The 13,672-nt window shown below is 68.6% G+C and carries 9 protein-coding genes; 4 read left to right on the top strand and 5 right to left on the bottom strand.

Annotation, left to right across the window (positions count from 1 at the left end):
- Positions 1-42 precede the first annotated feature (42 nt).
- The 3 genes from QTH86_RS11120 to QTH86_RS11130 all read left to right on the top strand — a co-directional run bounded on the left by QTH86_RS11120 (position 43) and on the right by QTH86_RS11130 (position 5,275).
- Complete coding sequence (locus QTH86_RS11120; RefSeq protein WP_286644629.1) at positions 43-663, top strand: SCO family protein; 621 nt, start codon at positions 43-45, stop codon at positions 661-663.
- A 4-nt stretch (positions 664-667) separates the two neighbouring features.
- Positions 668-4,810 (top strand): galactose oxidase-like domain-containing protein, encoded by a 4,143-nt coding sequence (locus QTH86_RS11125; protein ID WP_286644628.1) that lies wholly within the window; start codon positions 668-670, stop codon positions 4,808-4,810.
- Between the two features lie 144 nt (positions 4,811-4,954).
- Positions 4,955-5,275 carry a DUF2845 domain-containing protein gene (locus QTH86_RS11130; protein ID WP_286644627.1) on the top strand — a complete coding sequence of 107 codons (321 nt, stop codon included), beginning with the start codon at positions 4,955-4,957 and terminating at the stop codon, positions 5,273-5,275.
- A 57-nt stretch (positions 5,276-5,332) separates the two neighbouring features.
- On the opposite strand, the gene QTH86_RS11135 is transcribed toward QTH86_RS11130, so the two are convergent.
- The 5 genes from QTH86_RS11135 to QTH86_RS11155 all read right to left on the bottom strand — a co-directional run bounded on the left by QTH86_RS11135 (position 5,333) and on the right by QTH86_RS11155 (position 12,061).
- The gene (locus QTH86_RS11135) at positions 5,333-6,241 is read right to left on the bottom strand and encodes a LysR family transcriptional regulator (RefSeq protein ID WP_286644626.1); all 909 of its coding nucleotides are present in this window, start codon (positions 6,239-6,241) and stop codon (positions 5,333-5,335) included.
- A 63-nt stretch (positions 6,242-6,304) separates the two neighbouring features.
- Positions 6,305-7,111 (bottom strand): oxidoreductase, encoded by an 807-nt coding sequence (locus tag QTH86_RS11140; RefSeq protein ID WP_286644625.1) that lies wholly within the window; start codon positions 7,109-7,111, stop codon positions 6,305-6,307.
- A 39-nt stretch (positions 7,112-7,150) separates the two neighbouring features.
- Positions 7,151-10,246 (bottom strand): efflux RND transporter permease subunit, encoded by a 3,096-nt coding sequence (locus tag QTH86_RS11145; protein WP_286644624.1) that lies wholly within the window; start codon positions 10,244-10,246, stop codon positions 7,151-7,153.
- Positions 10,243-11,358 carry an efflux RND transporter periplasmic adaptor subunit gene (locus QTH86_RS11150; RefSeq protein WP_286644623.1) on the bottom strand — a complete coding sequence of 372 codons (1,116 nt, stop codon included), beginning with the start codon at positions 11,356-11,358 and terminating at the stop codon, positions 10,243-10,245. The genes QTH86_RS11145 and QTH86_RS11150 overlap by 4 nt, the downstream gene beginning before the upstream one ends.
- 85 nt (positions 11,359-11,443) lie before the next feature.
- Positions 11,444-12,061, bottom strand: coding sequence for a TetR/AcrR family transcriptional regulator (locus QTH86_RS11155; protein WP_286644622.1), 618 nt, complete (start codon positions 12,059-12,061; stop codon positions 11,444-11,446).
- Positions 12,062-12,159: 98 nt separating this feature from the next.
- Between QTH86_RS11155 and QTH86_RS11160 the strand changes: the two genes are divergently transcribed.
- The gene (locus tag QTH86_RS11160) at positions 12,160-13,626 is read left to right on the top strand and encodes an efflux transporter outer membrane subunit (protein ID WP_286644621.1); all 1,467 of its coding nucleotides are present in this window, start codon (positions 12,160-12,162) and stop codon (positions 13,624-13,626) included.
- Positions 13,627-13,672 lie beyond the last annotated feature (46 nt).

A 13,672-nucleotide genomic window follows, 5' to 3' on the forward strand; every position in this document is an offset into this window, starting at 1 on the left:
CTCGGTGTCACCCGAAGGCGCCAAGTACCAGGGAGAGAAAACATGCGAAGCCATCAGGCGTGCGAGTTCGCACGCAGGGGCATACGCGTCGCCGCGGCAGTCTTGCTCGCCGGTGGCGCGCTGTCGGCCATCGCGCAACCGGCGCCGCTGCGCGGCCTGACGCTGCAGGACCAGGCCGCACGCCGCATTGACGCAGCGGCCTACCGGGGCCGCACGCTGCTGCTGAACTTCGTGTTCACCGGCTGCTCGACCACCTGCCCGACCCAGACCCTCGAACTCGCCGCGCTGCGCCGCAGCCTGCCGCTGGACCTGCGCGCGCAACTCGACTTCCTCTCGGTCTCCGTCGATCCGCTGGCCGACACGCCGGCCACGCTCGCGGCCTTCGCGCGCCGCATGGACGCCGACCAGCCCGGCTGGCGCTTCGCCACCGGGGCGCCGTCGCAGATCGACACGCTGGTGCAGCGCCTCGCCGCCACCGACCCGCGCCAAGCACGCCCCGGCCCGGCCGACCACAGCACGGCGCTCTACCTCTTCGACGCCACCGGCGTGCTGCGGCAGCGCTATGCCGGCGTGCCGGTCGACCGGCCGCGCCTCGCGCGCGAACTCGCCGAGGTCGCGGCCGCGCACGACCGTCTTGCAAGAACAACGACAGCAGGGAAGTAGAACCATGAACGATTCAACCTGGACAGGCGCGCTGCGCCTTCTGGCCGCCACGACGGCGGCCGTTTGCCTCGCGGCCTGCGGGGGCGGTGGTGGTGGTGGCGGCGGCACATCGGGCGGCGCCGGTGGCGACGGCAGCGGCACCGTGCAGCCCGGCCCCGACGGCGGCAGCCCCGGCACCGGACCCGGCGTGCCCACCGAGCCGACAGTGCCCGCCGTCCCGCCACCACCACCGCTGGCCTTTCCGGTGCAGGCCGAGCCTGATCCGCTCCTCGACGGTCTGGCCAACATCCCGGCCGACGCGCCCACCCGGGGCATGTGGTCGCCCACGCAGCCCTGGCCGTCGAACGCGCTGCATGCCGCGCTGCTGCCGACCGGCAAGGTGCTCACCTACGGCAGCCCGCCGGGCAATCCCGCCGGGCAGGACGGCCGGCTCTATGACCTGTGGTCGCCGGCGCTCGGCTTCGGCGAGGGCAGCCACCGCACCGCGACCGAGTTCGGCCCGGTCAACAGCTTCTGCAGCGCGGCGGCCTACCTGGGCGACGGCCGGCTGCTGATCAGCGGCGGCAACACGCCACTGGCCAGCGGGCTCTTCACGCCGGTCGACGGGCGCGTCGCGCTCGACACCGCGACGCTGGCCGACCAGCGCTGGTACGCCACGATGCTGACCCTGACCGACGGGCGCGCCGTGATGCTGGGCGGCATGGACCCGTACCAGGAAGGCATGGTGAGCGCACCCGATGCCGCCATCGCCGCCGGCACCGTCTCGATGACGCCCGAGATCTACACCGCCGGCAGCGGCTGGCGCACGCTCTTCGGCGCCCGCAGCCGCGACGCCTTCGGCCCCGACTACCTGCGCGCCTCGTACCCGCGCGCCTGGGTGGCACCGGACGGCCAGGTCGTCGGCATCTCCGCCGAGACGATGTGGAAACTCGACCCCGCCGGCAACGACACCCAGGGCGCAGTCACGGTGCTGGGCAGGTTCAAGACGCCGCCGAGCGCCACCGCGCCGGTGAACGTGGGGGCGACCAACAGCGCCGTGATGTTCGCGCCCGGCAAGGTGCTGCAGATGGGCGGCAACGGCACCAACAACGGCGACGGCCTGCCGGCCAGTGCCATGGCGACGGTGGTCGACTTCAACGGCGCCACGCCGGTGATCACCGAAACCGCGCCGATGCGCTTCGCGCGCCGCTACGGCAACGCCACGGTGCTGCCCGATGGCAAGGTGGTGGTGACCGGCGGCACGCGTCGCGGCAACAACGGCGGGGCCGATGCGGTGTACGAGGCCGAGGTGTGGGACCCGTCCACCGGCCGCTGGACCACTGGCGCACGCGCCGCGAACATCCGCGTCTACCACTCGGCCGCGCTGCTGCTGCCCAATGGCACGGTGCTGTCGTCCGGCGGCGGCGCGCCGGGCCCGGTCAACAACCAGAACGTCGAGATCTACTACCCGCCGAACCTGTTCCAGGCGGTCGATGGTGCAGCCCGACTCGCACCGCGGCCGGTGCTCACCGGCATCAGCGCGCTCGGCTTCACACCCGGCGCGCAGTTCCAGCTCGACCTGGCCGACGCGTCGCACGTCACGCGGCTCGCCCTGGTGACCAACGGCACGGTGACCCATTCCTTCAACAGCACGCAGCGCTTCCAGGAACTGTCCTTCACCAAGGACGGCAACCGCCTCACGGCCCGGCTGCCGGCCAACGCGCACCTCACGCCGCCAGGCTACTACCAGCTCTTCGCCCTGGATGCGAGCGGCGTACCCTCGCGCGCCGTCATCGTCGGCATCGGCCAGGGCATCGCGGCGCCACCCATCGCGCTGCCGACCGCCGCCACCGCGTGTGCCGAGGAAGGCGGCCTCTGCCGCGTGCCGAACGGCCGGCGCGGCGTCGTCTACTACGGCGTCGACGGCAAATTTGCCATTCGCTCCGACCAGACCGGCGACGTGGCCTGCACCGCCGCCAACTTCGGCAGCGACCCGGCGCCGGGCGCGGCCAAGCGCTGCTACCTGCTCTTGGTCAACCCGGCGAGCGCCGTGCCCGCCATCGACGCGGCACCGCTGCGCATCGGCGCCACCGCCCGCTACGCACCCGTCGTTGGCCTCACCGGCGCCAGTTACCGCTGGGACTTCGGCGACGGCAGCGCACCCACGGCCTACGCCAGCAGCAGTGCCGCGAGCCACACCTACACCGCACCGGGCGTCTACACCGTGACGCTCACCGTGCGCGACGCGAACGGCCAGGTCGGCACGCGCACCTTCGTGCAGGCCGTGACCGCGGCGCCGACCGCCACCGCGCCGAGCGCCTCGTCACCCCTGCTGCTGGAAGCGCACAGCGCCGCCGCCTCGCGGCTGTGGGTGGTCAACCCCGACAACGATTCGGTCACGGTCTTCGACACCGTCGCGAACAGCCGTGTGCAGGAGATCCCGGTCGGCGTCGCGCCGCGCACGCTGGCCCGCGGGGCCGACGGTAATGTGTGGGTGGTCAACCGCGACAGCGCCAGCATTTCGGTGATCGATCCCGCCAGCCTGACGGTGGTGCGCACCCTCGCCCTGCCGCGCGCCTCGCAGCCGTGGGGCCTGGTCGGCGCCTCGGATGGCCGCATGTACGTGAGCCTGGAAGCTGCCGGCCGGCTGCTGAAGCTCGACGGCAACGGCGCCACACTCGGCACGCTCGATGTCGGCGCCAACCCGCGCCACCTGGCGGTGCGCGGCGACGCGTCGCGCGTGCTGGTGTCGCGCTTCATCACGCCACCGCTGGCCGGCGAAGCGACGGCCGTGGTCGACACAAGCACTGGCGGCGGCGAGGTGCTGGCCGTGAACACGGCGACGATGGCCCTCGCCGGGACCGTGCGGCTGCGCCACAGCGACCGCAACGACAACGAAGTGCAGGGCAGCGGCATCCCCAACTACCTCGGCCCGGCCGTGATCGCGCCCGATGGCGGCAGCGCCTGGGTGCCGTCCAAGCAGGACAACATCCGCCGCGGCCTCCTGCGCAACGGCCAGAACCTGGACTTCCAGAACACGGTACGCGCCATCAGTTCGCGCGTCGATCTCGCGACGCTGGCCGAAGACGCCCCCGCACGCATCGACCACGACAACGCCAGCCTGGCGAGCGCGGCGGCCTACGACCCGAGCGGCGCCTACCTCTTCGTCGCGCTCGAAACGGCGCGCCAGGTCGAGGTGATCGACGCCATCGGCGGACGGCGGCTGTTCCGCATCGAGGTCGGCCTGGCGCCGCAGGGCGTGACGGTATCGGCCGACGGCAGCAAGCTCTACGTCCACAACTTCATGGCGCGCACCGTGAGCGTGGTCGACATCAGTCCGCTCACGCGGCTGGGCGAACTGCGAAGCGGTCTGGTCGCGACGCTCGGCAGCGTTGCCACCGAGAAGCTCGCCGCCAACGTGCTCAAGGGCAAGCAGCTCTTCTACGACGCCCGCGACCCGCGACTGGCACGCGATGCCTACATGAGCTGCGCCACCTGCCACAACGATGGCGGGCAGGACGGCCGCGTCTGGGACATGACCGGCTTCGGCGAGGGCCTGCGCAACACCATCGCGCTGAAGGGCCGCGGCGGCATGGGCCAGGGCTTCCTGCACTGGAGCGCCAACTTCGACGAGGTGCAGGACTTCGAAGGGCAGATCCGCAACCTCGCCGGCGGCACCGGCCTGATGAGCGACGCGCTGTTCAACGCCGGCACGCGCAGCCAGCCACTGGGCGACGCCAAGGCCGGCCTCAGCGCCGACCTCGACGCGATGGCCGCCTACCTCGCCTCGCTCAACACCTTTGCGCCCAGCCCGCTGCGCAACGCGGACGGCAGCCTGACGGCGGCCGCGCTCGCCGGCAAGGGCGTGTTCCAGGCGCAGAACTGCGCCAGCTGCCACAGCGGCCTGCCCTTCACGGCCAGCGCCGATGCGACGCAGTTGAAAAACGTCGGCACCCTCAAGCCATCGAGCGGCAAGCGCCTGGGTGGCGCCCTGCCGGGCATCGACGTGCCGACCCTGCGCGACGTGTGGGCCACCGGCCCCTTCCTGCACGACGGCTCGGCGCCTACGCTGGCCGATGCGGTGAAGGCACACAACGGCACGACGGTGGATGCGGGCAACCTGGCGAATCTGACGGAGTACCTGCGGCAGATCGGCGCAGAGGAATAGACGGCCGGGACTTCTCGCCGCGCGACGGGAAGCAGTACAGTCAGGGGCATCGAAATCCCTTCGATGCCCCTCATGAAGCGCTCTCACACCCGGCCTGCCTCATTGCGTCCGCGCCGTTGGACCGCCTGGCTCGCGGCGACGGCCATGGCCCTCCTTGTCCCCTCCGTCGAAGCGTCCCCCTCGATGGGCTGCAACGGCTCGCTCGTCGGCAAGGGCGACTCACCCGTGTCGCTGCTCCAGAAGTGCGGCGAGCCGATCTATCGGCAGACCGTGTGCGTGTCGATGCTGCAGCTGGGCTGGGTCGTGACGCCCTATCGTTCAGGGGGGCCTGCTGCGATTCTTGCGAATCAGTGCGTTCCGATGGAGGAATGGACCTACGACCGGGGGCAAGGCGCATTCTTCGGGGTCGTCCGCATCTACAACGGCACGATCGAATCCGTGCGCGACGGCGACCGCAACCGCTGAGCGTCGGACCGCGTCCCCTGCCGCCTGACAAGCGCGGCTCCTGCATGCGTCGTCGGCTCACGGCGCGCGGCCCTCATTCCGAGAACCGGCGAATCGGTTCGCAAGAAAATCGAGCAGCGCACGATGCACGGCCGTGCTGTGACGACGCTGCAGATAGACGGCCGACAACCACATGTCGCTGCGAACGAATTCCGACAAGACAGGCACCAGCCGCCCGCTTTCGATGTACGGTTGCAGCATGACCGACGGCAGGTACACGACGCCGGCCCCCAGCAATGCAGCCTGGATCAGCGGCCCGGCTTCGGTGGCATCCAGCCTTCCCCGAACCGCGACATCCACCGGCTGACCATCAGTCTCGAAGCGCCATTTCGAAAGCGGAGTCAGATGCGTACCGATCAGCGCGACGTGATCCGCAAGCTCGGCAGGATGCGAAGGTACCCCGTGCCGGCGCCAGTACATGGGCGCGGCGCAAACGCTGAGTTCCATCGCCACCAGCTTTCGAACGATCAGGTTCTCGTTGGCCGAGGGACCAAAACGTAGCGCGATGTCGATGCCCTCCTCCGCAAGGTCGACCATGCGGTTCGTCAGCATCAGGCTGATGCTGACTTCGGGATATTGACCGAGGAAGACGTTGATCAGTCCTGGCAACTCCGTCAGGTCCATACCGTGCGGAGCCGAGATGCGCAGGCGCCCGCTCGGGACGCTCGCGCGATCCTGCAGTTCGGCGTGCGTCGCATCGGCCAGTTCCAACATCGGCCGACTTCTCTCGAGCAGCAGCTGACCCGCATCGGTCAGGCTGACGGCGCGCGTGCTCCGATTCAGCAAACGGACGCCGAACCTGCTTTCCAGGGTCGCGATGTATTTGCTGACGGTGCCCCTCGACAGCGAAAGATGCTCGGCGGTACGGGAAAAACTGCCGGAGGAGGCGACCTCGCTGAAGGTGCGCAGGAGATCCAGGCTGTCCACGATGTTCTCCTTCTTTCATTGGACAGAGCGAATACTCTGCAAAAGCCTCCGAACGGCTGGCTCTCAGGCGAGACCGAGTTTCTTTCGGAGGCTCGCATCCACCGGTCCCGCGGGCAGAAAGCGGCGCAACTTCGTCAAGAGGGATGCCTGCCCAGGTGGTGCGCAACGCATGCGCCACGGGCCGAGCGCCGCTTCGACGATGGTGCTCGCGACAGCGCGCGGCCCGGGCGCATTGCGCACGCTGTCGGCCACGGAGCGTGTCACCACGTCGCGTTCATGGTCGTACCCTTCGATCCGTGTTTCGGCACGGGGCGCGTTGGCGTCCAGGTTGGTCCGGGTGTAAGCCGGCTGCACCAGCGTCGCACGAATGCCGAACTGGCGAACCTCATGATCCAGGGATTCAGACAGCCCTTCCACCGCATGCTTGGTGGCTGCATAAATTCCCATGTAGGGCGCCGGCAACACACCGAGCACCGAGCTGACGTTGACGATTCGTCCACGACGATGCGCACGCATGTACGGAAGCACGGCACGCGTCATGCGAAGAATGCCGAAGACATTGGTGTCGAACAGCGCCGCGGCCTCGGCCGCTGTCGTTTCCTCGACCGCGCCGATCATCATCATTCCTGCGTTGTTGACCAGCACATCGATGCGCATGTTCTTTTCAATGATGGATTCAACCGCAACCTGAACCGAGCCTTCGTTCCGGACGTCCATCTCGATGAACTCGACACCCGGCAGCGCAGGCGCCTTGCGCAGATCGCGCACGGTGCCGAACACTCGGCATCCCCGCGCAGCGAACATCTCCGCGGCAGCACGGCCGATGCCAGAAGATGCGCCGGTCACGACGACTACGGATGAATTTGACACGACTGATCTTTCGATTCGAGTGAATGGGAATGGGTGCCATCAATGCGCAGGCACATTGCCGTCGCGGCGAACGTCGCTGGTGCCAGGCTTGATCCTGAACCAGATGGCGTACATCGCCGGCAGGAACACCAGCGTCAGGACCGTGCCGGCGAAGGTGCCGCCGATCAGCGTGTACGCAAGTGCGCCCCAGAACACGGAGTGGGTCAGCGGGATGAACGCGAGGATCGCCGCGAGCGCGGTCAGGATCACGGGCCGTGAGCGCTGAACGGTGGCCTCGACCACGGCGTGGAAGGAGTCCAGCCCCTCCTGCTCGTTGTGGTGGATCTGCCCCAGCAGGATCAGCGTGTTGCGCATCAGGATCCCCGACAGCGCGACGAGGCCGACCAGCGCGTTGATGCCGAAGGCCTGCTGGAAGATGAGCAGGGTCGGCACCACGCCGATCAACCCCAGCGGGCTCGTGAGGAACACCATGACCATTGCCGACATCGAGCGGACCTGGAAGATGATGATGAGCAGCGTGGCCGCCAGCATGATCGGGAACAACGGCAGCATCGCCTTTGTCGCCTTCTCGGATTCCTCGATGGAGCCGGCCTGGACGATGCGGTAGCCCGCGGGCAGCTTCTCGATGATCGGCTGGAGCTGCTTCGTGATCGCGTTCGACACGTCCGGCGGCTGCAGTCCGTCGGCGATGTCGCCCTGCACCGTGAGGGTGGGCACGCGGTCGCGCCGCCGCATGACCGGCTCTTCCATGCGCACCTCGACCTCGCCGACCTGCGACAACGGAATGCGCTGGCCACTGGCGCCGGCGAGCGTGAAGTCCGCGATCCGGGCCGGATCGAGGCGCGTGGCGCCCGCGGAGCGGGCCACGACCTGCACGGTGCGGATGTCCTCGCGCACGGTGGTCACCGGCGCGCCGCTCAGCAGGAACTGCAGTTGTTGCGCCACGGCATTGGAGCTCAGGCCCACGGCCTGCAGGCGGTCCTGGTGCAAGGTGAAGTGCAAGGTCGGCGTGCGGGTGCCCCAGTCGGTGTTGACGGTCCGCATCATCGGGCTCGCATCCATGACCTGGCGCACCTCGGCGGCGATCTTCCGCAACTCGTTCGCATCCGGGCCCGTGACACGGTAGGCGACCGGGAACGGCGAGTACGGGCCGAACACCAGTTGGGTGACCCGCAGCCGCGCCTCGGGCGCCAGGCCCTGCGCAACGGCATCGCGCAGCCGCAGCTTCAGGGCATCGCGCTCTTCCTGGCTGGCGGTGCGGATGACGATCTTGGCGAATGCAGGATCAGGCAGCTCCGGACCCATGGCGAGGTAAAAGCGAGGGGCGCCCTGGCCGATATAGGACGTGACGATCTGCGCCTCCGGCTGCGTGGAGAGCCAGGCCTCGACCTTCGCCACCGCTGCGCTGGTCTGCGTGATGGCCGTGCCATAGGGCATCTGCACTTCGACCAGCACTTCGGGCCGGTCGGAGTTCGGGAAGAACTGCTTCTTGACCACGCCCATGCCGAGGATGGACAGCACGAACAGCGCGACGACGGCGCCGGCCACCAGCCACTTGCGCGCGATCACGCGCTCGAGCACACGACGCAGGCGGTTGTAGCGCGGCGTGTCGTAGATCGCGGCGTGGCCGCCTTCGACCTTCTTGAAATTCGGCAGCAGCTTCACGCCCAGGTAGGGGGTGAACACCACCGCGACGACCCAGGAGGCGATCAGCGCGATGCCGACGATCCAGAACATGTTGCTCGTGTACTCGCCCGCGGTCGATGGCGCGAAGCCGTTGGGCATGAAGCCGACGGCAGTCACCAGCGTGCCCGAGAGCATCGGCGCTGCCGTGTGGCTCCACGCATAGGCCGATGCGGCGACGTGGCTGTAGCCTTCCTCGATCTTCACCACCATCATCTCGATGGCGATGATGGCGTCGTCCACCAGCAGGCCCAGCGCCAGGATCAGCGAGCCGAGCGTGATGCGATCGAAGTTCTTGCCGGTGGCGGCCATCACCACGAAGACCACCGCCAGCGTGAGCGGCACGGCGGCGGCGACCACCAGGCCGGCGCGCCAGCCCATGCTCAGGAAGCTCACCAGCATCACGACCAGCAAGGCCGCGAAGAACTTCATCATGAATTCGTCCACCGATGCGGAGATGTTGTCCGACTGGTCCGTCACTTTCGACAGCGTCAGGCCCAACGGCAGTTCGGCATTGATGGCGCGGGCTTCCGCGTCCAGCGACTTGCCCAGGTCGAGCCCGTTCCAGCCCTCCTTCATCACCACGCCGATCAGCAAGGCCGGTTCGCCGCCGTTGCGGATCATGAAGGTGGCCGGGTCTTCGTAGCCGCGCTTGACCGTGGCGACGTCCGACAGCTTCAGGGTGCGGCCTTGCGCGACCACCGGTGTGTCCCGGATCTTCTGCAAGGTGTCGAAGGCGCCGTCCAGGCGAATGAAGACCTGCGGGCCCTTGGTTTCCACCGACCCGGCCGGGCTCAGCGCATTCTGGGCATTGAGCGCGGCGAACACCTCCTGCGGACCGATACCCAGCGTTGCCAGGCGGTCGTGTGCGAACTCGACGTAGATGCGCTCGGGCTGTTCGCCGGCAATGTTCACCTTCTTCACGCCCGGCACGTGCAGCAGCCGCTGGCGCAGCGTTTCCGCATCACGCACCAACAGGCGCTGCGGCTCGCCCTTGGCCTTGAGCGCGAACAGGGCGAAGGTGACGTCGGCGTACTCGTCGTTGACCATCGGGCCGATCACGCCCGCCGGCAGGTTGCGTGCCTCGTCGCCGACCTTCTTGCGTGCCTGGTAGAACTCGTCCTCCACCTTCAAGGGGGGCGTGCTGTCCTGCAAGGTCAGCGTGGTGAACGCGAGGCCGGGCCGGGTGTAGGTTTCGGCGCGGTCGTAGTAACGCAGTTCCTGCAGGCGTTTCTCGAGCTTCTCGGCGACCTGGTCCTGCATCTCCTGCGCCGTCGCGCCGGGCCACGCGGTGATGACGGTCATCACCTTGACCGTGAAGGCCGGGTCTTCCGCACGCCCCAGCTTGAAGAACGCGACCAGGCCCGCCAGCGAGATCAGCAGGATCAGGAACAGGGTGACGGAGCGCTCGCGGACCGCGAGCGCCGACAGATTGAAACGGCCCTCGCTCATGGATGGGCTCCGCCGCCCGCCGGCGCCGCGGCAGCGCTGGCGATGCGCACCTCTTCGCCTTCGCGCAACAGGTGCGCGCCCAGGGCGACCACGCGGTCGCCCTGCTGGAGCTGGCCCGTGACCTGGGCGCGGTCGTCTTCCAGCGACTCCACCGTCACCGGTTGCCAGCGCACCTTCGCCGGATCGCCGGTGATGACCCAGACGCCCGGCGATTGGCCGGCGTCGAACAGGGCACCGATGGGCACTTGCACCCCGTTCTTCGCGACGACCTTGCCGTCCCCGACGTGGACCGTCACGGTGGCACCCAGCGGCGCGTTGGCCAGTTCGCCATCGAGCACATAGCGCGCCTCGAAAGTGCGGGTCAGGCGGTCGGCCGTATCCGAGAGCTGGCGGAGCTTGACGGGGACCGCGGCGCCTTCCTTGCCGAACAGCGTGGCCTGGCCCACCGAGCCGATGGCGGGGCGCAGCGTTTCGGGCAGTTGCACCACCGCCTCCCGGCGCCCGGCCGCCGCCACGCGCACCACCACCTGGCCGGCATTCACGACCTGGCCGGGCTCGACCAGCGTTTCGAGGACCGTGCCGTCCACGTCGGCGACCAGGTCCGAGTAGCGGTTCGCGTTGCGAGCGACTTCGGACTGCGCTTCGGCCGCGCTCAACTGGGCCTGGGCCGCATCCGCCGCCGCCTTGATCTGGTCGTAGGCCGAGGCCGAGATGGCGCCCGTTCCGCGCAGGTCCCGGTAACGGAGTTCTTCGTCGCTCGCCTGCTTGGCGCGCGCGCGGGCCGCGGCCACCGCCTCCTGCTGCGCCCGCGATGCCAGCTTCAGATCGACCGGGTCGATGCGCAGGAGCAGTTGGCCGCGCTTGACGGTCTGCCCCACGTCCACCCGACGCTCCAGCACCTTGCCGGCGACGCGAAAACCCAGGTCGCTCTGGACCCGTGCGGCAACGGTGCCGCTGAACGAGCGCGATGTCGACGCGGCCGGCTGGACGGTGGCGGCGCGCACCAGGGGCGTGAGGGTGCGTGCATCGGGCGGCGTCTTGTCGCCGCAAGCGACCAATGCGAACGCCAAAGCATTGATGGTGACGGAGAGAACCAGGCGGGGCGGCAGCATGAGAGTCCTGTTGACGAATCGATCAGGACGCGGATTCTGCAACTAGTGACCATATCAGTCAATAGTCACATGCTGTTTTAAACGCTTAGGGCGACAGGCTGCGCAACACCAGTCCGGCCAGGAGGGCCGGCGCCTCGTCGGTGTGATCGAAGCTGTGGCGCAGCAACAGGGGGTTGATGTAGGGGTGCATGACCAGGTAGATGGCCGCCGCGGTCTCGTCGATGGGAGTCTTGCGTTCGAACTCCCCCGAATCCCGCCCTTGCTGCAGCACCTCCAGGATCAGTTGGCGGACGAATTCCTCATGCGCGATGGCAGACCGCCAGCGCTCAGTGGCGGACGAGATCGCGATTTCATAGAGCTTTCGGTCCCGGAAGAACAAGCGAAGGCTCGCCTCGACGATCGCCTTGAACATGCGACGCAGCTTTTCCGGTGGCCGATCGACGGCACTCACCGCGGCCACCACCTCGGCCTCGATCTCCCGCAGGCAGTTGCTGCAGATCATTTCTCCGATGGCCTGCTTGGATTCGAAAAACTTGTAGATGTAGGCCTTGGAGAAACCGATGGTCTTGGCCAGGTCCGAGACGGTGGTCTTTTCGTAGCCGTACTGGCTGAAATGCTCGGTCGCGGCGACCACGATCTGGTCTCTCACGTCATGGTCGGCCGGGCCGCGTGGTGGCACCGGGGAAGTGATGGCTGGGCTCATGACGGGAGCTTAACTGCACCGGTGTACTTGAGCAATAAGTGACTATATTGTACATTGGTCACATCGCATCAATGCCTTGTCCGTCCTGGAAGAACACCATGCTCACACGCACGTCACTCACGCTGGTTGCCGCAGCCTGCCTCCTCGCCGGCTGCGCCGTCGGCCCTGACTATGTCCATCCCGAAACCTCCTTGCCGGACAAGTTTCTCGGCCAGCGTGCCGTCGACGCGCGGGCGACCGTTGCCGACGCGGACCTGAGCGCGTGGTGGAAGGGGTTTCGCGACCCCCAACTGACGCGCTATGTCGAACGCGCGTTGGCGCAGAACCTCGACCTCGCGCAGGCGTCCGCCCGCGTCGCCCAAGCCAGGGCCGGCCTCGGTGCGGCGAACGCAGCGCTGCTGCCGTCGGGCAATGTCAGCGGACAGGCGGCCCGGGCCTACCAATCCATCGAAACGCCGCTGGGCCAGGTGCTGAACGCGCAGCCCAATTTCGACCGCTACGGCAACGCCTATGAAGCCAACCTCGGCGCGAGCTGGGAGCTGGACCTCTTCGGCGGCCTGCGTCGCGGGCGCGAAGCCGCGCTGGCCGACTACCAGGCGTCCGAGGCGGGCGCGGCCGCCACACGGCTGACCGTCGCGGCGCAGACCGCCGACATCTACATCACCTTGCGCGGCCTGCAAGCCCGCCTGGACGTCGCGCGTCGGCAGGTGAGCACGCAGCAGGATCTGGTGGCCAAGGTCGAGCTGCTCTACGGCAAAGGGCTGGCCGCCGAGCTTCAACTGCGGCAGGCCGAAGGGGCGCTCGCGCAGGTCCGCGCGTCCGTGCCGGTGCTCGAGGCCGGGCTGGACGCCGCGATGAATGCCCTGGACGTGATGCTGGGCACAGCACCCGGTGCGCATCGCGCGGAACTGGAACAGGCCGGTGCCATCCCCGTTGCGCCCCGCATCGATGGCGCCGGGTCGCCCAGCGACCTGCTGCGCCGCCGACCCGACCTGATCGCGGCGGAGCGACGCCTGGCCGCCTCGAACGCCCGCATCGGCGTGGCCGTGGCCGAGTACTACCCGAAGTTTTCTCTCAGCGGCATGGTCGGCAGCGCCACCTCGGTGTCCAGTGGCAACCTGTTCAACAGCGGCGCGAGCCAGGGCGCGGGCATGCTCGGCCTGCGCTGGCGCCTGTTCGACTTCGGTCGCATCGACGCGCAGATCGACGCCGCCAAAGGACAGGACGCGGAAATGCTCGCCGCCTACCGGCTGGCTGCGCTGCGTGCCACCGAAGACGTCGAGAACGCGTTCTCCGCACTGGTCAAGCGCGAAGCGCAGACCGTGCTGCTGACGCAGGGCGAGGCCTCGCTTGGCCGCGCCAGAAGCGCTTCGTTCGCGGCCTACCAGAAAGGCGTCGTCAGCCTGATCGAGGTCCTGCAGGCCGACGAGAGCCTGCTGCGTGTGGCCGACGCGAGGGCGCAGGCGCAAACGGAATCGGCACGCGCGGCGGTCAGTGCGTTCAAGGCACTGGGCGGCGGCTGGCAGGCGGCGCCCGTCGAAGCGGTGGCCATCCGCTCGCAGTGAGCTTCCGGCGTGACCTGCGGCCCGGCAGGCGCGCGGTGCGCGCCGC

This window comes from Variovorax sp. J2L1-78 (assembly GCF_030317205.1).
Lineage (GTDB): Bacteria > Pseudomonadota > Gammaproteobacteria > Burkholderiales > Burkholderiaceae_C > Variovorax > Variovorax arabinosiphilus.

Bases quoted from the DNA above. Each gene is read 5' to 3' on its own strand.
- QTH86_RS11120 (WP_286644629.1), top strand. From the start codon at position 43: ATGCGAAGCCATCAGGCGTGCGAGTTCGCACGCAGGGGCATACGCGTC.
- QTH86_RS11125 (WP_286644628.1), top strand. From the start codon at position 668: ATGAACGATTCAACCTGGACAGGCGCGCTGCGCCTTCTGGCCGCCACG.
- QTH86_RS11130 (WP_286644627.1), top strand. From the start codon at position 4,955: ATGGCCCTCCTTGTCCCCTCCGTCGAAGCGTCCCCCTCGATGGGCTGC.
- QTH86_RS11145 (WP_286644624.1), bottom strand. From the start codon at position 10,246: ATGAGCGAGGGCCGTTTCAATCTGTCGGCGCTCGCGGTCCGCGAGCGC.
- QTH86_RS11150 (WP_286644623.1), bottom strand. From the start codon at position 11,358: ATGCTGCCGCCCCGCCTGGTTCTCTCCGTCACCATCAATGCTTTGGCG.
- QTH86_RS11155 (WP_286644622.1), bottom strand. From the start codon at position 12,061: ATGAGCCCAGCCATCACTTCCCCGGTGCCACCACGCGGCCCGGCCGAC.
- QTH86_RS11160 (WP_286644621.1), top strand. From the start codon at position 12,160: ATGCTCACACGCACGTCACTCACGCTGGTTGCCGCAGCCTGCCTCCTC.